Raw genomic sequence first — 22792 nt, 5'->3', positions numbered from 1 at the left:
GCATATCATTAAACTAGTTTGATAATAAACCACATAATAAGTAATGTCATTTTAGCCCAAAGGCTGAGTGATCATGGTGAAAGATAAATGCAAACTAATAGCTTTATCGACCATGCAGGGAATCAGGTGAAAAACCTGAACTGTACCCGCAACTGTAAGCGATGAGCTTTAACTGAGCCACTGAGTAATGACGATATTACTTGGGAAGGGGTTAAAGCGGTTTAGTCGTTAGTCAGGATACCTGTTACTTCATTAGCTTCCGAATTCTGAGCGGGGATACTCAGCATCGTACCTTCCAGCGATTTCTCTATCGTTGCGTTCGGCTATTCGGGGGTTATTGTATTTAAACCCCAGTAATGGATGTCGAGCTTTTCGCAAAGCTAAACAGCATTACCTCGATGGAATGGTAAAGCGCCATGGCGATTGATAAAACTTGTGGAGTGGACTTTGGTCACCAAGGTTAAACGCTCAAAAAAACGCAGCGATTTACGTTCAGGTTTTACGACTGGCGCTTGTGCCGCAGCGGCTAGTCGCGCTGCGGCGCATACATTGCTCACTGGGCTGTTACCGTCGTTTGTTACTATCACCTTACCGAACCTAGAATCTGCCACCTTTGCTATTGCACGCCTTGAAGTTCATGCCGAGGGTGTACTGGCTGGTATTATCAAAGATGCAGGCGATGATCCTGATTGTACCCATGACGCTGAAATTCAGTGCTTTGCACGGTGGCGTGATCAAGCGGGGATTTCGCTTGATGGTGGCATTGGGGTTGCGCGAGTCACCTTACCCGGGCTGGAGTTACCTGTTGGGCAGCCTGCGATAAACCCAGTGCCTCGGGCTAATATCCTCGATATGGTACAGCTCGAATGGAATCTAAACGTCGATACCAAACCAAGTAATGGTTGTCAGCAAGGTATTGCGTTAGAAATCCGTGTACCTGATGGTGAAGAACGAGCCAAAGAAACCATAGGTCCCCGTTTAGGATTAATCGGCGGTATTTCTATTCTTGGCACGCGAGGCACGGTCAAACCTTATTCCACTTCTGCTTTTTCTGCTTCAGTGCGTCAATCGGTGCAAATTGCTAACGCGAACCAACAAAATCACGTCGTGCTCACGACCGGATCTCGCTCAGAAAATTCAGCCATGGCAATGCTGCCACATTTAGACGGTATCTGCTTTATTCAAGCTGGCGATTTTGTCGGCGTTGGCCTACGTGCCAGTAAGCGTTATCAGGTACAAACGGTGACGGTTGTCGCCATGATAGGCAAGTTAGCCAAAATGGTGGCTGGTCACATGATGACGCATGTCTCAGGCCGTGCTATCGACTTTCAGTTATTGGCGGATCTTGCGGTACAAGCTGAGTGCTCAGCAGATTTGTGCCAGCAAATAAGAGACGCAAATACGGGTCGCCATGTTTTAGATTTATGGCGTGAAACGTCTCCACAAGCCTTTTTAGATCTGTTGTGCCAACAAGCTGCGGAACATGCCGCAGTATACGTCGACCATTATCTTGATATCGAATTTCGATTAATTGATTTTGATGGCCGCTTATTGGCCATGCATCGCTCGCCATCTCATCATCACATGCTTAGTGACAGTACAAGCAAAAGCAATATTTATACTAAAAGTGCGCAAGTACCACCCTCAGCTCATAAGGATATACCATGAATAAGATGCAGCAAATGACTGCACAAGGTCGACAAATCGAGAATAATTCGTTCGCGATTATCGACCATGAAATAGAAGCCTTTCACGGTGGACACTCGTTCACACCTGTTGAATGGAATGTCGTGCGTCGGGCCATCCACACTACAGGGGATTTTGAGTACGCTCAGTTATTTCAGTTCAGTGATGATGCGGTGAGTTTGGGCATTCAAGCCCTACAAATAGGGGCTAACATTATTACCGATGTCACCATGATATCGACAGGTTTGAGCCAGCAGCGTCTATCTGTACATGGTAACCAAGCTCACTGCTTTATCAGCCACCCAACAGTGATTGAACGGGCCAAAGCCAGCGGTGAAACCCGAGCTATACAAGCGATGCAATATGCACGAGATGCTGGCGTATTAGATGGCGCTATTATTGCTATTGGGAACGCGCCGACAGCCTTGTTTGAGATTTTACGTATGGTGGAAGTCGGTGAGGCTAAACCTGCGCTGATCATAGGTATTCCTGTTGGCTTTGTGAAAGCGGAAGAATCAAAGCAAGCATTGACTGAACAAAGCGCTATTCCTTATATCGCCAGTGTGGGACGCAAAGGGGGAAGCCCATTAGTGGTTTCAACGATTCATGCTTTGCTGATGGAGTCGGTCTAATGCTCAGTGGTGATATTGCCCCTTCCGAGCTGCCTGCGATCACGGTTGTGGGTGTGCCAGAAGATGGTTGCATGAGCTTAACCAGCCGTGCGGTAAACGCGGTGGCGCAAGCTCGGGTTGTTGCTGGTAACGATCGTTTATTGACTTGGTTTCCTCAGTGTAAGGGGAAGCGGCTATCAATGGCGCAAGGCTACAAAGCGTGGTTAGCAGCAGTATTAGAAGAAAGTGAAGAGGGCGGTGTGGTTATCTTAGCATCGGGTGATCCTCTGTTTTACAGTATAGGTAAAACACTAAGTAACCACTTACCTTCAGCAGAGCTGCGTTTTATTCCTAGTCCATCATCCATGCAGTTGGCGTTTAGTCGTTTAGCATTGCCGTGGCAAGACGCCACTTGTTTATCTGTTCATGGTCGTCCGTTAACGGGCCTTGTCAGCCAAATTCAGCAGGGGGAACTGTTTTGTGTGTTAACGGACAGCAATAATCACCCTGGCGCCATCGCTAAGCACTTACTGACTTATCATCAGGCGCATTGGCAGGTATGGGTTTGTGAACAATTAGGTGGTATAGAAGAGAGAGTCACGGCGTTCACGGTGGCTGAGTTAGCCACAAAGCAAGTTGATGATTTTAATCCGCTCAACCTTGTTGTGTTACAACGTCAGCAAGCGCTCTATTGGGGCGGTTATGGTCAATATGCGGCTGATAACAGTTTTGAAAAGCGAATGCCGAAGCGTGGCTTAATCACCAAGCAACCTATTCGTCATTTAGCTTTGAGTAGCATGCGTATTCGTCCTGACCACTGTGTTTGGGACATAGGTACAGGTTCAGGTTCGGTCGCGATTGAAGCGGCTAAGCAGTGTTGGCAGGGGCAGGTTTATACCTTGGAATCCAACAACGATTGTTATGAATCGATTGAAGCCAATATTGCTGCTCATGCGACCGATAATGTGCAACTGCTGAAAGTGAAAGCACCCGAAGAATTGGCCAATTTGCCTCAAGCCAATAGCGTATTTATTGGTGGCAGTCGTGGTGAAATGGCAGCAATCCTTGATACATGTTGGCAGCGTTTAGCCGATGATGGCGTTATTGTTGCCACCGCCGTCACCATAGATTCAGTCGCCGAACTTCATACTTGGTCAAAACAGCGCAACGTCAAGGCGCTAGTGCAAATGGTCTCTGTTTCTCAGGGGGTACCATTAGCACATTACACCCGCTATCAAGCAGAAAACCCGATTCATCTTTTTATCTTTGATAAACGTCTTCAAACAGAACCACACAGCGAAAATAATAATGATTAAACAATTAGGCAAGCTCTACGCTGTAGGGGTGGGAACTGGCGACAGTGAACTACTGACATTAAAAGCACACCGATTAATCAGCACAGTGGATGTTGTGGCGTTTCCTGAAAAGGATAAAGGCTCGCAGGCGTCTTTTGCTCACCAGATCGTTTCAGGTGCGGTACAAGATGAAGAGATCCAGGGTGAAAAGCTGTTTTTACATTTTCCAATGAGCCGTGATCCGCAGATCAATATTCCTGCGTGGCGTGAAGCGGCACTGTCGTTAATTGCGCGCTTACAACAAGGTAAAGACGTTGTTTTTGCAACAGAAGGCGACCCTTCGGTTTATAGTACTTGGGCCTATATTCAAGAAGAGTTACAAGAATTACTGCCACAGCTTGAGATTGAAATTGTACCGGGTATTACCTCGGTCACGGCTATTCCTGCTCAAACTCAAATCCCTTTAGCTGACGGGCAAGAGCGTTTTTGTGTGGTGCCTGCCACTTGGGGATTATCGTGCTTACCGCGCTTAGTCGAAGAGTTCGATACCATCATGTTGATCAAAGCAGGCCGTATTGTTCCTCAGTTAACTGCGCTACTGGAAAGTATGGATATGCTCGCTTGTGCCACTTATGTGTCGCATGCCACAACCGACAAGCAAGAAGTGTATCAAGACTTGCGCGATGTACCTGAAGGCCATCGTTATTTCTCTATGGTGCAGCTTTCAGTGCGATCTCGTCGTGGTGTGTTGCGCGGCACGTCCGTAGAGCAAGACTCGACTGATCAATCAGTTCAGCAAGCATCAGTCGAGCAAGCCCCTGCTCAACAAATCTCAGTTCAGCAAATCAAAGCCTCATCGTTAGCCAAGGAATCTGCTGCGTGAAAATAGCCATTTATGCCATCACACTTCACGGTGCTAAGCAAGCGCAGCGATTGGCAAAGACCTTGCCATTTGCCACTGTGTTTGTATCAGATGTTGGTCAAGAGGTGTTTCAGCAAAATGAGGCACAAGCTGAGCGTTTAACCTTACCTTTGTCGAATTTTATGGCGCAGCGTTTCAGCGAGTATGACCATCATATTTGCTTTTTCGCCACAGGGATTGTGAGCCGCATGATAGCCCCTCTAATGGTGGATAAACGCACCGATCCTGGGGTGATTTGTATTGATGATCATGCCTATTTCGTCATTCCTATGCTGTCTGGGCACCGAGGTGGCGCGAACGCTTTAGCATGTCGTGTTGCAGAGCTGTTAGCGGCGACACCCGTGGTTACAACTGCATCTGATGTGGCTGGGAGTTTATCGGTAGATATGCTAGGTGCCGCGTTCGGCTGGCAATTAGCCCCTGAATGTGAGCAAGCTATTACATCTGTCTCTGCTGCTGTAGTAAATGAAAAACCTGTTTTGATAGTACAGCGCGCAGGGCAACAGAATTGGTGGCGTGAAAAGCGCTCCATGCCGGCTAATTTGATTTGTCATCCGAAATTGGCAGCGACCCAATTAGCGACCATCTCACCCGAAGTATGGGATGGTCTGGTATTGATTTGCGATCAGAAAATACCGGAAGGGTATGCAGATTGGCAAAGTAAGTGCGTGCTGTGGCGACCAAAGTCCTTGGTTCTAGGGATAGGTTGCGACAGAAATACCCCAGCCCATGTAATTAAGCAGGGCCTACAAACTTTTTTAGATGAACATAATTTAGCGGCAGAATCTGTGGCTGCGTTGTCCAGTATTGCGTTAAAAGCCGATGAAGCGGGTATTCATGCGATTTCTCAGCGTCAACAAACCCCCTTTGTTACTTTTGAAGCGTCGCAATTAGCGGATGTTGAAGGTATTGAAAACCCTTCTGAGTTTGTCAAAAAAATCACGGGTGTATCGTCGGTTGCGGAAGCCGCGGCACTGAAAAAATCAGGATCGAATCGCTTATTAGTGCCTAAGTGGAAGTACAAGCAAGATGGCTTCAACATGACCTTGGCCTGTGCGCGTATTCCTGCTGATGAAGCCATGGCTAAGAAAAAGTGGAAGAACTGGTTAGGTGAACATTGCCATATAAATGCACATGGCAATGAAGTCGTCAAAGGGTATCAATGTAAGCCAAAGCACGTTGATTTAAATCGCCCTATGCTATACCACCGCCACCATGTACTGGTATGTGAAGGTGGTCGCTGCGCTAAAGAAGGTAGCCGTAATTTAGCTCATCACCTAAGAACTTACCTGAAAACATTAGGGCTAAGTGAAGGTGAAAACCGCATTAAAATCAGCCGTACTCATTGTGCGGGCACATGTCGCAATCGCGCTGCTTTGGTGATCTATGAGCGTCTAGCAAGCCATGAAACGCCGATTAATAATGGCCTTTGGCTACGCAATATCGATGCATTAACAGAAGAAAATTGGCAGCAACTCTTCCTCGCGCTGAAAACGCGAACACCATTGCAACAGGTATTGGCTGAAGGCTTTTTTGCACCGATAGAAGATGCACAGATTGAACAATGCCAATAAGCGCTAGCTTCAGTTAGTCACGAGTGATTGTTATGGAAAACATAATTTAAAATTGAAATAGGAATATCAATGAAACGTTTACGTCATTACAACCAAGGTACTGCTATTGTTCTGAGCTGTTTTGGCTCAGTGGTAGAACAACAGCGCTACGTGAAACTCCAGCAACACATCAGTGAGCGATATCCTGACTGCCACGTGCGTATGGCAACCAGCTCTAAAATGGTTATTAAGAAGCTCGCGCGCAAAGGTGAGGTCTGCCAGAGCCTACCACAAGTGTTAGCGGACTTAGATACTCAAGGCTATCAGCATATTTTAGTGGTTTCTTGCTACCTGTTCCCAACGGATGAGCATTTGTACCTAACCAAAATTGTAGATGGCTTTAAGCAGTTTTCGCTATCACGAATCGGACAAACACCTGCCATCATGCATCACAGCCAATTGGCGACGAAATTGCTTGGCGCACTGCATCAGCGCTTCCCCGTTGATCTAGGGTGTAACTTATATATTCATCATGGTGCGCCGTTGCTGGACAACCCTGGTCATCAAGCCATCCATTATTGCGATAGCCTACTGACTAAAATCTCTAAGCGTAATTTTACCTGCTCTTTGGAAGGAGCGTGGCCGTTTGGGTTACTGATTGATAGCCTAACCGAAGAAATGAAACAGGCTTGCCAACCTCTAATTGCTAATGGCGAAAAACCTAAGCTGCGTTTAGTGCCGCTACTGTTGGTTTCAGGCAATCATTTTGAAAATGATCTGGCCAGTATCAAAGGTCAACTTGATGCGGATTTTGATGTGCAAGTTGCAGAACCGGTTCAACATGCACTAGGTAACGGCTTTGAAACGGTCAATGAAAAGTTCTGTATGTTAGATGTGCCAGAACTGATCGAGATAATTGAAAAACAAATCGCGGAAGGGTTGATCAAAATAGGCGCACCAGAACGTGCGTTAGAGAACACCTGTATCGCTGAGGTGAAGCATGGCTAAACTGACGTTGGTTGGTCTAGGGCCGGGCAGTATTGATCTTGTAACCCCCGCAGCCCGCGAAGCCATTGAATCGGCGGATGTTGTGGCGGGCTACAAAGCCTATGTCGACTTAATAGCCTCTTTGATTGATCAGCAAGACGTGATTCAAAGTGGCATGACGCGCGAGTGGGAAAGGGCAGCTGCGGCGATTGATGCAGCGGCGGAAGGAAAGTCGGTTGTACTCGTCTGTTCAGGTGATTCTGGTATGTACGCAATGGCGCCCTTAGTGTTGGAGCTATTACAACAGCGTAATCCTGAGTTACCCGTTGTTGAGCTTGCTATTATTCCGGGGATCACTGCGGCAAATGCATGCGCTTCGTTAGTGGGAGCACCGCTTGGCCATGATAGCTGTACAATTTCGTTATCGGATCTGCTAACACCTTGGGAAGTGATCACCAAGCGGATAGAAGCGGCTGCAATGGCTGATTTTGCGATCACTTTTTACAACCCAAGATCGAAAAAGCGTAAAAGTCATATTGAAATCGCGCAGCAGATCTTATTGCAACACCGCGATCCTAAAACGCCTGTTGCAGTGGTGAATGCCGCGTATCGAGATGATCAGCGCGTGATGTTAAGCACACTCGACAGCTTTACGTCACTCGAGTTTGGTATGAATGCTGCGGTGCTCGTGGGTAACAGTAATAGCTATTACTTTGGCGATTGGATTGTCACACCACGTGGTTATAAGAATAAATATCAGCTTGAAACAGGGGCTGTGCTGTCAGGGCAAAAGCGAGGACATGCACTGAAAACATCAGGTGCACCTCAAGTTGAAACCGAGATTCAAATTGACGCTGAGTTTCAGGAACAAACTATGACTGAGGGTGATCGAGTATGACCGTCTTTTTTATAGGTGCAGGGCCGGGTGATCCTGATTTGATCACAGTAAAAGGCGCGCGCTTAGTTGAGCGTTGTCCTGTGATCTTGTATGCAGGCAGCTTAGTACCCAAAGCCGTGATTGAACGTGCGAAACCCGATGCGAAAGTGTTTAACTCTGCCGATATGGATCTGGATGCGATCACTAAGGTGTACACAGATGCATTTGCGAATGGCGAAGATGTTGCTCGTGTGCAAACAGGAGATCTTTCGATCTATTCATCGCTGGCAGAGCAAGTACGCCGCTTAGATGCACTTGGTATTGATTGGCAGGTCATTCCCGGTGTGTCGTCATTCCAAGCGTCTGCTGCGGCATTGGGGCAAGAACTCACGTTGCCTGAAAAGTGCCAGACAATCATATTAAGTCGTGCATCTGGCCGAACGCCTGTGCCTGACAAAGAAAACCTTAAATCACTGGCTGCACATGAAGCGACGCTGTGTTTATTTCTGAGTGCAACGCTCATTCGTAAAGTGGTGCGCGAGCTTTCAGAGGTTTATCCAATAAGCTGGCCTGTGGCTGTGGTTGAAAAAGCCTCTCACCCAGAGCAGCGGATCATTCGAGGTACCTTGGCGGACATCGCAGATAAAATGCATGACGCCAACATTCGCTCAACAGCAATGATTATTGTGAGTAAGGTGCTTGGCGAACAAGATTTTGTCGATTCAAAATTATATGACCCTACGTTTTCTCATGCCTGTCGCAAAGCGCGTGTGGTCGACGGTGACACTGTGAATAAAGAAGGTTAACGCATCATGTTGTGGGTTTATTCTTCGCCAGCATTGTTTGATTCGGTTTTATTTACGCTAGCACTTTTATTGGCGGCTGGCTTGTTACTAGACGCTTGGTTCGGCGAAGTTCGTCGCTTTCATCCCTTGATTGGTTTTGGTCATTGGGCTAACTGGATTGAACGTCAGCTAAATAAATCGACGTCAAGTCCAGCTGTTGGTACTTCTGAAAAGCGTTGCTCTCGAATGACGAATACGAGAGCAAGAGGCATCTTGCGTGGTGTCTGCGCGTGGTGCTTAGCGATTTTACCTATTGTGCTAGGCACATATTGGCTATTTGATTGGCTCTATCATGTCTCGTTATATCTGTGGTTAGCGGCAAATGTCATCGTGCTGTACTTCACGGTGGGGAAAACCAGTTTATTGCAGCACGCACAGTGGATTTACCGCCCTTTGGTAGCAGGTGATCTCTGTACCGCGCGTGAAAAAGTGGGTTGGATTGTCAGCCGCGATACCAGCGCAATGGATCAATATCAAGTGACGTCAGCAACGGTGGAGTCAGTGCTTGAAAATGGTAACGATGCCGTTTTTGGTGCCATGTTCTGGTTCATTATTGGTGGTGCGCCAGCCGCGGTGCTGTTCCGATTAGTGAATACCTTGGATGCGATGTGGGGGTATAAGAATGACCGCTATCGCGACTTTGGTTATAGCGCGGCAAAACTTGATGATGTCATGGGATGGCTACCTGCTCGGCTAACAGGTCTTACTTATGCCTTAGTGGGGAACACTAAAAATGCGCTTCATTGTTGGCGTACTCAAGCGCATTTGTGTGCCAGCCCTAACGGTGGGGTGGTGATGACAAGTGGTGCAGGGGCAATCAATACCACCATAGGTGGGCCTGCAATCTATCATGGGATTCAACACGATAAGATCTTCATGGGGCAAGGTGAAAAAGCAACTGCATCCGCAATTGCGTTAGCCTGTGGTTTGGTGGAACGCAGCGCATGGTGCTGGGTTGCTGCCTTGGTGATTATTGCTGCGTTATAAAGGCTATAGAGCCCAATCGAGATTATTTATGAGTAGTAAAACATGTTGAATCATGGTGGAAAGTTACGTGAGTATGCGTCTTTGTATCAACGGCCACTAGAAGAATGGGTTGATCTCTCTACTGGCGTTAGCCCTTGGACATATCCTATCAGCCATATCCCAGCGCATGTATGGAATCGTCTGCCTGAAGATGACGATGGTTTAATGGAAGTTGCGCAGCAATATTACGGTTGTGAATCACTCTTGCCTGTCGCAGGTAGCCAAGCCGCTATTATGGCGCTTCCCCGTGTGATCCTATCGTCATTGATTGAAAGTGATTGCGAAGGCGAAGGGAGCTGCAAAAAAGACATTCAGATCGCGCTACCACAGGTGGGTTATAAAGAGCATGAGCAGGCTTGGCGAAAAGTGTTAACGCAATTTCCTACGGTTAATATCTCTTTGGCTTTTTATCATGATGAGCCATCCACTGAGTTGCTAGATAGCACTGATGTACTGGTGGTGATTAACCCGAATAACCCAACGGGACATTATGTTCCAGCCAATAAGCTACACCTGTGGCAACAAGCATTGGCTCAACGAGGTGGATGGCTGGTGGTTGATGAGGCCTTTATGGATCTCACGTCAGAACATTCACTTTTGCATTCTAATGCTTCCGCTGAAACGCCCCTTAATAACTGTGTTGTATTGCGCTCTGTCGGAAAGTTCTTTGGTTTAGCTGGGGCGCGGGTTGGCTTTGTAAATGCTCAACCTAAGGTGTTAGAGCAGCTACAGGCATTACTTGGCCCGTGGACTGTTGCTGGCCCCAGCCGCTATGTTTTGCAGCAGGCATTAGCGGATACATTTTGGCAGCAGCAAACCTGTGAACGAATCTGTGCCATGGCAGATAAATTACACCAAGTGTTGTCTCTGCATTTTTCTAACAAAGATAACGCCGCTGAAGTAAGAATGACCAGCGGGATATTGTTTCATACGGTTCAGATTCCAGATGCGGCTTGGTGGCATCAAGCCCTAGCCAAACAAGGTGTGCTGGTGCGACTGTGCGATGAAAAACATGCTATTCGATTTGGTTTGCCACACAATGATGCTGACTTGCAGCGAGTAAACACAGTATTAACCCATATTAAGGACAATCAATGAGTTCATATTCATGCCCCGCGCTGGTCGTGGCAGCACCGGCATCAGGCACAGGGAAAACCACTGTTGTTGCTGCATTGGCGCGTTACTTTACGCTGCAAGGCAAAAAGGTACGGGTATTTAAAACAGGCCCTGATTTTATTGATCCGCAGTTTTTGGCTTTAGCTTCTAAAGCGCCTGTTTACCAATTGGACTTTTGGATGTGTGGTGAAGCGCATTGTCGCAATATACTGGCTCAAGCATCGCAAGAAGCGGATTTGATCTTGATTGAAGGCGTGATGGGAATGTTTGATGGCCAGTGCTCTAGTGCAGATATTGCCGCAGCTTTTGGCATCCCTATTTTAGCCGTGATTGATGCTGGTGCAATGGCCCAAACTTTTGGTGCGATTGCACATGGGTTAGCCAGCTACCGTCAGGATGTTGATGTGTTTGGTGTGATTGCAAACCGCGTTGGTTCTGAGCGCCACGCTGAAATGCTGCAAGAAAGTTTGCGGTCACCGCTGACATTCTGTGGTTGGTTACCAAAAGACATGGATTTAGCTTTACCTGAGCGTCACTTAGGCTTGGTGCAGGCCAGCGAGTTGGAAGATATAGAAGCAAGATTAGATCATGCAGCCAATGTGATAGCTGCTAGTAGTGATGTGCCTTTACCTAAGCCAATCCAGTTTGAGCTACATGATGATCCAAATACTGTCACGGGCGCTCAAAAAACAGCACTTTCTGGTGTGACAATTGCGGTTGCAAAAGATAACGCTTTTCTGTTTTTGTATCAGGCAAACCTTGAGCTTTTAGAAGCTTTGGGCGCTGATCTGGTTTACTTTTCTCCCCTCACAGACGCCGATTTACCGCGCTGTGATGCTTTATATTTACCGGGCGGCTACCCAGAACTTCACCTTGATGCATTACATGCTAATCAGGTACTCATTGCGCAAATACAGCAGCATGTTCAACAAGGTAAACCATGTGTCGCAGAGTGCGGTGGTATGCTTTATCTCAATAAAACGTTAACAGCGGCGGTAGCATCAGAAGCAGAATCATCTTGCCTTTCCTTCCCCGTTTCTATGTGTGGGGTGTTAAATGCACACTCGACAATGCAGTCTAAACTGGCAGCATTAGGCATAGTTGAAGCAGCCTTTGCTCTCGGCACATTGCGTGGACATACCTTCCATTATTCAATGACCACATCAGAGGAAGAAGTGTTAACGCAACCTGTTAGTCAGTATGGTCGTAAGACAGATCCTGTGTGGACGAAAGGGGCAACTACAGCGTCTTATATCCATTGGTATTTTCCTTCGAACCCTGATGTCGTGGTGTGGTTGTTTACGCGAAAAGTAGCGTGAATGGTGTAATGAATGTAATAAGAAAGGGCTGCGTACTGCAGCCCTTTTGGTATCTATTCAGTTACAGTGATGATTGTTAACGCTTAATCAATCAAGCCGTATTGCTCACGAAGGATCGCGACGATTTCGGCTTTAGGATTTTGACTAAGCACAATTTTCTCACCCGTTACTTTTTCTGCGATATCTGTGTAGGTTTTTGATAACGCCATTAATGCACTTTCTGGCAGCTCGTTATCGCGGGCAAGGGCAAAACGCTCGTCCATACGATCTTTGTTAAGTAGGATGTCGGCATCAGGGAAGTAGTTAAGCAGGAATTGGCGGAAACCTTCTTTTGAGTTTTCGACAATTTTACCGTCACGATAAGAAGACTCTTCCCAAATACGTGAAGAATCAGGTGTACCCACTTCATCCATATAGATCAGTTTTTCGTTACCTTGTGCGTCTTCCACATAACCAAATTCAAATTTAGTATCAACGAAGATTTGACCCAGCTTTTCAAGTTCACCACTGATCACATCAAAGCCTTCTTTTAATAGCTTCTCGTAATACGCAATATCATCGGCAGATTTGAAATTGAAGGCTGCAAAGTTATCTTCAATATTTTTACGGGTTATATTTACATCATCAACCGCAGGAACGCCGGGGACATTCTCTAAAATGCCTTTTGTTGAAGGGGTGATCAGTAATTCTGGTAGCTTTTGGTCACGCGTTAAGCCTTCTGGTACTTCAATACCACAGAATTCACGTTCGCCTTTCTCGTATGAACGCCACATAGAGCCCGTAATGTATTGGCGGCAAATAGCTTCAATCATAACAGGCTTTGCTTTTTGGACGATCCAAATGAAAGGGTGGGGAATGTCTAAAATATGGCTATCGGCTAAGCCATTGTCGCGGAATAATTTAAACCAGTGATTTGAAATGGCGTTAAGCGCTGCACCTTTACCAGGTACGCCTTTCATACCACCTTCGCCGTGCCAGATACAGTCAAAAGCTGAGATACGGTCACTGATAACCATAATAGCTAATGGAGCATCAGGCTTTACGTTATAGCCTTTTTCCTTAATCAGACGCTGGCTGTCTTCTTCAGTTAACCAATATACCGAACGAACTTTACCGCTGTGCACGGGTTTGTCAGTACGGATTGGAAGGTCATTATTTACAGCAAGAACTTGATCAGCGAGGCTCATGGCGAAATTCCTATTTCATATTAATGCGATGAAAGCACAAGTACTCACTTATTGTGGGTACTTGTGAAGGGCAACTGCCTGTTTCTGTGTGGATCATACCAGAAGTTGGAGACTCTGCCAGTAAAAAAGCAAACGTTTGCCTTATTGGTAAGCAAAGAGAAAGCTGTTGGTGAAATGACTGTGAGAGCTAACAGCATTGATGACCTATCCGATCTGTACCGAGGTGAAGCAAAGACATGGTATTTAAAAATCGTAGCTTTTAATTGAAAAGTGGCTAACGTCGACTAAATAACAGGTAACTAATATAGATGCGATGTATTTATTTGTTTTGATTGATAGTGGCTATTTATTTAGTTAAATCCATAAAGGATTATTTAAAATTAGAGCAAATACACAAGGTTAAATTATTTTTAATGCTAAGTGTTTGTTTTTTATTACCACAATAAAACAATGTTTGATTAATTTGGATTTTGCTATTTACAAGCATCAGGAACTCAAGTAAATTTCACTCCATCAAATAAAACAGCGTTCGAAACAAGATTTAAATATTGTTTCAAATGATGATAAAACGACATTATATACATGGAGCTATCATGAAAAAGTTATTAGCCTTAGCAATCGTTTCTACTATCGGTTTTGGTGCGACAGCTGCACAAGCAGAAGGTCTATATGTAGGTGGTGACTTACAACTACAGCAACAAACAATGAAAGGTAACGGTGACAAGCAAAAGACTAAGCTTGGTTCAATCAATGGTAAAGTAGGTTACGAAGTTAACGAATACTTCTCGGTAGAAGGCCGTGCAGGTATGGGCGTTAAGAACGGTAAATACAATGCTGGTAGCACAGAGCTAAAAGCTAAAGAAAAATACAATGTGGGTGCTTACGCATTGGCTAGCTACCCAATTACTGACTCTTTCTCTGTATACGGCCTTGCTGGTTACTCATACGGTAAAGTATCTTTAGAAGCTAACGGCCACAAAGAAAAAGTATCACTGAAAGGCCTTTCTTACGGTGTTGGTGCTAAATACAAAGTGACAGAGCAAATCGCTCTTACCACTGAAGTGGGTCACTACGGTAAATACAAAGATGGTGATGCAAAAGTATCTAAAGAAGCTGTTAGCCTAGGTGTACAATACAGCTTCTAATGAAACGGGCTAGTGACTAGCTTGCCATGCTTTACGCTTACTATTTGTCCCTGTGCAAATTGAATGGGTATTAAGGCATAATCAAAACAGCCCATCACGGGCTGTTTTTTGTTTGTAGGAATAAGGTTTGGATAAAGGATTATTCAACAAATGCGTCCAATAAAATCAAATCTACTGCCGCAAAGTTAGCGTCCGTGTCAGAGGCAATTGCGTTATAAACTTTGCCATTCTCCAAATCTATCGTCACCATTTTAACCACAGTTTTCGTTCCAGTTGGGGTTAGTGACACCTCGTATTGGCCTGCTGGTAGCGCGACATAGCCAGTGTCTTTCTTAAATACTAGGGCTGATACATTCGGTGTTAAATTCGTGATATCGGCTTGTGGTGCCGTGACATAAATATCGACACCAGCTGTGGAAGCATCGTTTGCAAACGCCGAACCGTGGATCAACCGTAACTGTGCCATGTCATCTTTTACTTCTACGTTATCTTCAAGCAAGATGACGGTGAATGGCCCTGTACCTCCTGTGAATTTATCTAACGCAATCGCACTGTATTTTTTATTTGCTTCGACTGGTATATCAGCCTCAAACACAGCTGTAGTGGTGCCTGCTCCAACGACTTTTACATTGTAAGTGGCTGGTGGCAACATGGCGTATTCGGTTACGTCTTTGAAGCTTTTATTAGTAAAGGCTGCAGCATCATTTACGAGAATATCGACGGCTGGCGCATCAGCCGAACCATGTACTACACGAAGTTGTGCCTCAGTTGGAGTCATTGATGAATCATCGTCATCGTTACATCCAGTAATAAAGGCTGCTGCAAGTGCAAATAAACAAACTTTCAACCAAGCTTTCATAATACTTCCTCCCGTCTGGTCCTTAATCTACGAAAGGTGTTGATATGGCGATCACATTTACTTTCTTTATTATCAATAAGGCCTCTGATGAAAAAGACTAACCTGCCAACAAAACCGTGCGCTGTTTGTTTAAAGCCTTTTAGTTGGCGTAAAAAATGGAAGCGTTGCTGGCAAGACGTGAAGTATTGTTCTGAACGTTGCCGACGAGCAAAAACTAACCAGAAGCATAGGGAGAAGGTGGATTAAATCCATTAATTTCACAATTTATGGCAAAATTGCGGTCATATTTTTTAGCCTGTTAGAATTATGACGACCTTTACTTCAGAACAAGATGCTTTTATTCAGCACCAAGATGGTAATGCTGTGTGTATCGCGGGTGCGGGCACCGGGAAAACAACGACCTTAGTTGGCTTGATTGGGCAAAAGCTGGAATCTATTTCAGCTAATTCAATGCTCGTTCTGATGTTTAACAAAGATATTCGGTCTGATTTCAAACAAAAACTGCAAGCATCGGGCGTTATGCAGGATGTTCCTGTTCATACTTTCCATAGCTTTTGTCTGAAGTTTTTAAATCAAACGGGGTATTTGCGTGAAACGGGCTATCAGATTGATTTTAACGAAGGCGAGCAAGATAAGCGCTTTGCTAAGCAGATCCTTCGGGGCATTGCTCAGCAGGAAAAATCGTATCAACGGCAGCAGTTGATTAAAGATCCGAAAACGATAGAGTTATTGATGAATTTTATAGGCTTAGTGAAAGCCTATTTATTGCCGCCAAAAGAAGTGTTTGATCTGACAGATATTAATCACGAATATCGCTTTATACTTGATGCTTATCGTGAATTTGAAACAGTTAGAAAGCAACACAAGAAATTGTTTTTTGATGATTGGCTCGTTGAATCTGTGAAAGTGCTGAAACAGTCAGAAGCTATTCGCGCTCAGTACCAAAATCAGATTCGCTTACTGGTTGTTGACGAGTTTCAAGATATCAACAACGCGCAATATGCTTTATTGAAGGCTTTATTGGGCGATCAAGCACAGCTTATTGCTGTGGGTGATGTTGACCAGTGTATTTACAAGTGGCGCGGGAGTGCACCGCAATTCATGTTGAATTTTGAACGTGATTTTGCGCCAGCGACGACCTACACCCTGTCAAATACCTTCCGTTTTGGGCATACCTTAGCCCTGGCGGCTGGGCAGTTGATTGCTCAAAACAAAAATCGCTTTCAAGACTTTATCACTGTCGCTAATGCAAAACCTGATAACACACATGTACATGTTCAGGGGAGTGGTCGTCAGGTCGGTGAAATTGCGCAATCCATTTATGATCATCTTGCGAATGATGTTCAAAGCCATGATATTGCTATTTTGGTCCGCCGTTGGTCTCAAGCTTTGCTTTTTGAGCTAGCCTTTCTTTCTAAGCAGATCCCCTATCAGATGCCGATACCCTCGGTGCTCTCTAATAGCCGTGAGGTTAGGCTGCTAATGGATCTGATGATATTTACAACGGGGCGTTTTAAAGAAGGGACGGAACAGCAAAAATCAGGCTTATTATTCAACCTCATGTGTTTCCCGCACTGCTATGTACCAAATAAAGTCTTACAGCCAATGTGTGTGTCTATAGCTGCTTTGCCAACCAGTCAGTGGCTAAGTTATGCGGAAAAGCAGAAAGCGCAAGTCAAAGAAGCGAACCTCGATAGTTTCATTGACCGGTTAGAACTATTAACTCGTATTGAACGCAAAGGGGCGTTTAAAGCGGTAGAAGTGTATCGTCAGTACCGAAAAGATAGTCTGTTAGATAATTGGATTTGGAAAACAGAAGCAACCAGCTCTGAGATTGAAGAGGCGCTCGAACGTTTAGACAGTATTGAAACTGTATTAGACACCATGGATCAAAATTGTGCCAAAGCACTACAGTATTTTGAATACTATACCCACCAAACAGGACAGGTGCATCAACGCGAGAAAGCGGCGCATGGTGTGCAGCTTACGACAATATTCCGAGCGAAAGGTTGTGAGTATCGTCATGTGTATTTGCCTTATTGGGACAAAGACGCCTTTCCGTATGTTAACCGCTCTGCTGCGAGTATTGGCGCTGATACAGAAGAAGAACGCCGTTTAGCGTATGTTGCTCTGACACGAGCAAAAGAAACTGCAAGTGTGTTTTATACGACCGAAAATACTAAAGACAGTGAGCGTTTATGTGCAAGCTCTTTTGTACCGGAAGCGAAAGTCAGTATTGCGATTGATGCCGGTGAAGCACTGTACCAGCAAGGTGAACTGCCTTATTACCGCTCTGAATTGGTGCATCAATATTACGATAAAGTGGGCCGAATTGATGATATGGCACCCCCCCCTGTTGAAGTGCAAAAAACACCGCCGAGAAGTGGTGATTACAGTTATTTATGGGCACTGGAGCAACCCATTCCGACCAATGCTGAAAAGGTTATTCGTTCTTTAACTCAAACGAAAACTGTGAAGTATTTAGACGGTGAAATTACGCGGGTACTTAGAGAGTTAGGGAAGGCAAGCGATACTAAGAAAAAGGTTTTAGAGAATCGTCTAATTGCAGTCTCACGAGCAAAAGCAAGAAAGTGATTTTCTACCTTGCTTTTATCCACTTGTTTTAAAAATCATAGAGTTAATTAAGATTCTTAACTCTATGATAAATAAAATACTATAAATTAATAGACGTTTTCTTTAATTAAGCGTGAGCGTAAATAACACTTCCGCCTTTAATGGTATTAATGATTGATCTTGAAAGTGCTTTGGGTAGAGCAGGGCAGCCCCAACTACGACCTAAGTAACCGTTTCGCTTAATAAAACTTTCATTGGCATAGTCAGCACCATGAATAACAATATAACGACGACGCGCGTTATCATTGATCCCTTTTGTTAATCCATCCAATTTAAGCGAATAGCCATTACCACCTTGGTAAGTGGTATCTGTAAGAAAAGTACCTAAAGAGGTTTGCTTTGAATTTACTACGTTCGAAAAGCGATTCGCAACCTTGCCGCCGCTGTTAACACCATGGGTAACATAGGTATGATAAAGTAATTTATTGTTTTTCAAATCAATCACATAGAATCGTTTCTGTGTGGATGGCTTGCTATAGTCAATAATGGTTAAAATTGATTTCTTTTTATTTTTCGTATGGTCATATGCTAAATAACCATCTTTAAATAATTGATAATCCATTATATTTTCGAGTTTTGCAGCTTTAAATGCGTATTTAATTATTACATCTTGTGTCTGTGTTTTATTGGTTTGCTGTGTGAAGTTCGCAGCAAGACTGTTAAAAGATACAAACCACAAAGCCAATAAAACTAGACTAGTGAACCTTTTCATTTTCCTTAAATACTCATTTAATTAGTAAATTAAAAATTGGAGTCAGACTTTACCATAAAAAATGAATATGTTTAGCTACGCGACGTACAATGATATGCATGATAAAAGAGTTAAAATCCTAGGATTATTTTATCATGATAAATTCTTAGATATTAATAACAAGTGCTTATGAACTAAACGCTGTTTAATTGAAGTTTAGTTAATTCATCAAGCTTAAATGGATTAATGAACAAAAAGGCTCGTAACTTAAGAATAAGTATTTGTATTCTATTGTGAATGAAATTATTGCTCAGATAAAAGTGAGGAAATGTAACCGCAGAACTGTTTGGTTGGTTTTTGAGCGATTTATCGCATTTTTTTACTCTTGCTCTTAGTCTATTTAAGACTAGTTGCTGACATCTTGTTTGTTATTGGTGATGCTAGGGTGTTTTTTGAGCAGAGGTGAAAGTGCAGGGGAGCCCTGCACTTTGATACTGATTTAGCGGATGTTACTTCACACTACAAACGGTAGCCCAGCTGCCGTCACTGCCAGGAATAGCACTCGTCCACCAATTTGCTTGATAAACGATGCCATTGTGTACGATTTTATCACCTTGGTTTGCATGGCTTGGGTTACCTGCCCAGTCGGTTTGTGGCCAGTTAGGGTAGACATTTAGCCCTGTTGTACTACAGGTACCACCGCCGTTATCTCCACCATTGTTGCCACCGTTATTACCGCCACTGATATCACCAATTGGTAAGTCAGGTTGCTCAAACTTAAAGGCGTACTCTTTACCGTTCACCGTAACAGCATAGTTTGCAGGGCCAGAGATAGGTAGGTAGTAAACCATATCAAGTTCGTAAGTACCGCCTGCTGGCAATTCTTTCCATGATGGCAGCGTAAAGGCAACACGGTGCATTTCACCCGTTAGGCCACCGATGTTGTTTGCCTGAGTATGGCCCGATGCGATCACTTTCAGACCGCCGCCCGATTGGTCTTTCGCATTATCAGGTGCCGATGTTGGAATATCGAATTGGAACTCAGTACCGCCAGGTAATGCATGGCCGGTGTTATTGGTGAAGGTAATTTTCGGGTTGATAGGGTAGTTTTGATCACCCACTTTAAATCCGCCAACAGAGATAGCAATGTCGAGTGCTTCAGTTGGAATAGCACCTGTTGCTACCTTATTGCCATAAGGTGTTGCAGATTTAAACTTCTCATACATGGCATTGGTCATGGTGTTACCCATGTGGTATTCACCCGTTCCGTTTTTACATGACATTTCACTCACGTCCACGCCTGCACGATTCCCGTTAGCATCGAGTACATAACAGTTGTAATCCCCTGCAAGTTCCCAGAACATGATGCCGCCAATGCCTTTGTCGATGACATAATCAGCTTTGACATTGATAGAGTCTTTATCTTCGGTCGATAGGAAGACCTTCTTCTCTGCATTCCACAGCCATGGTGCGACTGCAACATTATCGTAATGGCGTGCGTAACTACCAACTAATTTATCTTGAGGATCGTTGACAGGGTCTAAGCCATAAGCTGCGGTGTAAGTACCGTAAATACCTTGCGCAAGGTTCATTGCATGCCACATAGGGTTAGAGCCTGCGCCCATCTCGTTACCTGCGGAGTTGAGGTCGTGCCACATGTTGTCGATACCCAGTGCACCGTTACCACAGTTGTTCTTCTCACCTTCACCAGTACCTGGTGCGCAATCTGCTTGATTTGGTAGTGCTGCGCGGCCCCACAAACCGTTTTCACCGCCAGTTACTCCTTGCCAACCACGGGTGTAGTAAGGGACACCAATATTGATACGGCCTGCTGGCATAGAACCACGGAAGTAATGGTAGGCCCAATCCGTATTCAAGTAACCAATGCCGCCGTATGCCGCAGTGTTGTAGACATTCCACATTGCTAGCTCTGAATCTTTACCTGTATCGTAAAGCGCTGCATTGTGACCTACGTGATCATTCCAAGCACCGTGTAAGTCATAAGACATGATGTTGACGTAATCGAGGTATTTAGTGACATCGAATGTTTCCATCCCACGTAATAAATAACCTGACGATGGTGCTGCTATGGTTAACATGTAGTGAATGCCATCTTGCGCAGATGCTTTATCCAGCTTCTGACGTAAAACCTTCATCAGCTCTTGGTACGAAGCCCATAGGTAAGCACGACGAGGCTCCATGAAGCCTTTATCATCAGGATTACCAGCGCCAGCCATAGAGGTTGGATATTCATAGTCGATATCTAATCCATCGAATTGGTATTTACGGAGCATTTCAACCGCAGAGGTGGCAAATTTTTCGATACCTGCATGGTTAATTGAGCCATCAGCATTAGTGGTCATAGTGTAGAAGCCACCGTCGGCAACACGTTTGCCATCAGGGCCAAAGTGTCCACCTGTTTCAGCCCAACCACCAATGGAAATCAGTGTTTTAACATCGTGTTTCTTTTTATAGGTGGCAAGTGCACCAAAGTGACCTTTGAAACCGAGTGTAGGGTCAATCTCAACACCAGGCCATTCTTTACCTGTTGCTGCGTTGTTCGGGTCTGTGACATCACCAACATTCACTTTACCGTCAGAGCCGATACTCACAAATGCGTAGTTAATATGGGTTAATTGTTCCCAAGGAATGTCTTTTACTAGGTATTGTGCTTGTGGATCATCACCAGAACGCCAGCTCGTGAAGTAGCCAATAACACGGCGAGGGTGGTCTGCCCCCATTTGTTCACGGCCATCTTGGTCGTAAATGGTACAGTATGGAACATTGACTCCTTCAGTTTGGTAAAGACCATCAGGACGGCAATTGTTCACCACCGCGCCCCCCTTGACGGTAAGCGAAACAATTGCAGAATCACCTGTTGCACCCAAATCATCGGTAGCACGGCTAAAGATATTGAGCGAGCCTGCCTTGGTGGTTGTATAAGCCAACGTATACGGCGCAGTTGCGGCTGTTCCTACAAGGGTACCATCAACGTAAAAATCAACTTTTGCCACAGTGCCATCTGTATCTGCAGCGGTTGCTGTTAAGGTAACTAGATCACCGAGAGTGACGTTATTGGCTGATAGCGTTACGCTGGTTGTAGGCAAAGCATTTGAAGTGTCAGTAACATTGACTGTTGTAATAGATTCAGCGGTTGCTCCTTTGTCATCAAAGGCAATTGCTTTAATGGTTTGGTTGCCGGTAACTGCGGTCCAATTTGTGACGTAAGGAGCTTGAGAAACAGTCGCAAGCAAGGTTGCGCCTATATAGAATTCGACTTTAGCGACAGTGCCGTCAGTATCTGCTGCATTTGCTGTAATCGCGACAATATCTCCCGCAACAATCGCATCGGAAGAGGAAGGTGAGGTGATCGCAACTGTGGGTAGTTCGTTAGCTCCTCCGTTGTTACAGTCATCCACAAAACTCCACTCTTGGTGAGCGCCTGAATGTGATGTTGGGCTATTTCCTTGTGTCCACCAGTTTGCTTTAAAAACTTTATTCGCTTCTTGTACTTGAGCACCGCCACTATAGGCCGTTGTGCTGTTCCAATTATCTATATTGCTACAGTCCATTGCAGCTTGTGCGTTAAAAGCTAGAGCACATGAAACGGCAAGCGTGCTAAGCATAAAGCTTTGCTTAAGTGCCTTTCCTTGTTTCGAGTGGTTCATGACATCATCCTTAAATAATAGTAATGAAATTAGCGTTCTGTAACGACAAGATGAAACTTTATATTTGCCGTAAACTAACTATAGATAAGGGCTGGCTTGAGTCACTTTTAAATGTCTAGATTTACATACTTAGTCCCAAGTGGATGTTGATTTCATGTAACGAAACCTAACTTATTTTGCAGCAGTAACTTAATAAAATGCTCGTATTCCACTGGGGTATAATGGTGAAATTTTAATAAATTAGAATGTGATACGTTATTTGATGTTAGGTGTTGATTGCGCCCTTCATCAGCAACAGAAGCAAAACGTGATGGTACTTCGCTCTTTTGGGCATTAACGCGGGGGAAATAAGGCTAAAAATAGTGAGTGTA

18 protein-coding genes and 1 riboswitch are annotated in these 22792 nt (G+C 44.8%); of the genes, 14 read left to right on the top strand and 4 right to left on the bottom strand.

The annotated features are described in order from the left end of the window. The first annotated feature begins 51 nt into the window (after nt 1-51). A riboswitch (cobalamin riboswitch) is annotated at nt 52-263 on the top strand. A gap of 184 nt (nt 264-447) precedes the next feature. The 11 genes from OCU77_RS10530 to OCU77_RS10480 all read left to right on the top strand — a co-directional run bounded on the left by OCU77_RS10530 (nt 448) and on the right by OCU77_RS10480 (nt 12237). After that, on the top strand, nt 448-1668 hold the full coding sequence (locus OCU77_RS10530; RefSeq protein WP_244915154.1) for a cobalt-precorrin-5B (C(1))-methyltransferase: 1221 nt from the start codon (nt 448-450) through the stop codon (nt 1666-1668). After that, nucleotides 1665-2318, top strand: a complete 654-nt coding sequence (locus OCU77_RS10525) for a precorrin-8X methylmutase (RefSeq protein WP_048900677.1) — start codon at nt 1665-1667, stop codon at nt 2316-2318. The genes OCU77_RS10530 and OCU77_RS10525 overlap by 4 nt, the downstream gene beginning before the upstream one ends. After that, entirely contained in the window at nt 2318-3613 is a 1296-nt protein-coding gene (locus OCU77_RS10520; protein ID WP_048900676.1) for a bifunctional cobalt-precorrin-7 (C(5))-methyltransferase/cobalt-precorrin-6B (C(15))-methyltransferase, read from the top strand. The genes OCU77_RS10525 and OCU77_RS10520 overlap by 1 nt, the downstream gene beginning before the upstream one ends. After that, entirely contained in the window at nt 3606-4475 is an 870-nt protein-coding gene (gene cobI, locus OCU77_RS10515; protein WP_084711890.1) for a precorrin-2 C(20)-methyltransferase, read from the top strand. The genes OCU77_RS10520 and cobI overlap by 8 nt, the downstream gene beginning before the upstream one ends. After that, nucleotides 4472-6088 carry a cobalamin biosynthesis protein gene (locus OCU77_RS10510; RefSeq protein WP_107302497.1) on the top strand — a complete coding sequence of 539 codons (1617 nt, stop codon included), beginning with the start codon at nt 4472-4474 and terminating at the stop codon, nt 6086-6088. Before cobI ends, OCU77_RS10510 begins: the two co-directional genes overlap by 4 nt. Before the next feature lie 69 nt (nt 6089-6157). Continuing rightward, nucleotides 6158-7075 (top strand): sirohydrochlorin cobaltochelatase, encoded by a 918-nt coding sequence (locus OCU77_RS10505; protein WP_107302496.1) that lies wholly within the window; start codon nt 6158-6160, stop codon nt 7073-7075. Beyond that, nucleotides 7068-7952, top strand: a complete 885-nt coding sequence (gene cobJ, locus OCU77_RS10500) for a precorrin-3B C(17)-methyltransferase (protein ID WP_107302495.1) — start codon at nt 7068-7070, stop codon at nt 7950-7952. The genes OCU77_RS10505 and cobJ overlap by 8 nt, the downstream gene beginning before the upstream one ends. Next, nucleotides 7949-8737, top strand: coding sequence for a precorrin-4 C(11)-methyltransferase (cobM, locus tag OCU77_RS10495; protein ID WP_048900675.1), 789 nt, complete (start codon nt 7949-7951; stop codon nt 8735-8737). Before cobJ ends, cobM begins: the two co-directional genes overlap by 4 nt. A 6-nt stretch (nt 8738-8743) precedes the next feature. Then, the gene (gene cbiB / locus OCU77_RS10490; RefSeq protein WP_107302494.1) at nt 8744-9763 is read left to right on the top strand and encodes an adenosylcobinamide-phosphate synthase CbiB; all 1020 of its coding nucleotides are present in this window, start codon (nt 8744-8746) and stop codon (nt 9761-9763) included. 42 nt (nt 9764-9805) lie between these two features. After that, nucleotides 9806-10900: a threonine-phosphate decarboxylase gene (locus OCU77_RS10485; protein ID WP_107302493.1), complete on the top strand. Its 1095-nt coding sequence runs from the start codon at nt 9806-9808 to the stop codon at nt 10898-10900. Beyond that, nucleotides 10897-12237 (top strand): cobyrinate a,c-diamide synthase, encoded by a 1341-nt coding sequence (locus tag OCU77_RS10480; protein ID WP_048900672.1) that lies wholly within the window; start codon nt 10897-10899, stop codon nt 12235-12237. The genes OCU77_RS10485 and OCU77_RS10480 overlap by 4 nt, the downstream gene beginning before the upstream one ends. Before the next feature lie 83 nt (nt 12238-12320). On the opposite strand, the gene OCU77_RS10475 is transcribed toward OCU77_RS10480, so the two are convergent. Then, entirely contained in the window at nt 12321-13424 is a 1104-nt protein-coding gene (locus OCU77_RS10475) for a phosphoribosylaminoimidazolesuccinocarboxamide synthase (protein ID WP_048900671.1), read from the bottom strand. Nucleotides 13425-14017: 593 nt separating this feature from the next. Between OCU77_RS10475 and OCU77_RS10470 the strand changes: the two genes are divergently transcribed. Further along, nucleotides 14018-14569: a porin family protein gene (locus OCU77_RS10470; RefSeq protein WP_048900669.1), complete on the top strand. Its 552-nt coding sequence runs from the start codon at nt 14018-14020 to the stop codon at nt 14567-14569. Between the two features lie 139 nt (nt 14570-14708). On the opposite strand, the gene OCU77_RS10465 is transcribed toward OCU77_RS10470, so the two are convergent. Then, nucleotides 14709-15428 carry a DUF4397 domain-containing protein gene (locus OCU77_RS10465; RefSeq protein ID WP_048900668.1) on the bottom strand — a complete coding sequence of 240 codons (720 nt, stop codon included), beginning with the start codon at nt 15426-15428 and terminating at the stop codon, nt 14709-14711. An 87-nt stretch (nt 15429-15515) separates the two neighbouring features. On the opposite strand from OCU77_RS10465, the gene OCU77_RS10460 reads away from it, so the two are divergent. Both OCU77_RS10460 and OCU77_RS10455 read left to right on the top strand, forming a co-directional pair. Then, nucleotides 15516-15674 (top strand): DUF2256 domain-containing protein, encoded by a 159-nt coding sequence (locus OCU77_RS10460; protein ID WP_371704208.1) that lies wholly within the window; start codon nt 15516-15518, stop codon nt 15672-15674. 60 nt (nt 15675-15734) lie between these two features. Then, entirely contained in the window at nt 15735-18023 is a 2289-nt protein-coding gene (locus OCU77_RS10455) for an ATP-dependent helicase (protein ID WP_107302491.1), read from the top strand. A gap of 106 nt (nt 18024-18129) precedes the next feature. Here the strand turns inward: OCU77_RS10455 and OCU77_RS10450 are convergent, their stop codons facing one another. Together OCU77_RS10450 and OCU77_RS10445 are read right to left on the bottom strand one after the other, a co-directional pair. Beyond that, on the bottom strand, nt 18130-18774 hold the full coding sequence (locus OCU77_RS10450; RefSeq protein ID WP_048900667.1) for a murein L,D-transpeptidase catalytic domain family protein: 645 nt from the start codon (nt 18772-18774) through the stop codon (nt 18130-18132). 488 nt (nt 18775-19262) lie between these two features. Then, nucleotides 19263-22421 carry a chitinase C-terminal domain-containing protein gene (locus OCU77_RS10445; RefSeq protein ID WP_048900666.1) on the bottom strand — a complete coding sequence of 1053 codons (3159 nt, stop codon included), beginning with the start codon at nt 22419-22421 and terminating at the stop codon, nt 19263-19265. Nucleotides 22422-22792: the final 371 nt, after the last annotated feature.

This window comes from Photobacterium swingsii (assembly GCF_024346715.1).
In the GTDB taxonomy this organism is placed as follows: domain Bacteria; phylum Pseudomonadota; class Gammaproteobacteria; order Enterobacterales; family Vibrionaceae; genus Photobacterium; species Photobacterium swingsii.
Note: the sequence above shows the minus strand (reverse complement) of the source record. Positions and strands in the feature narration are given on the sequence as shown.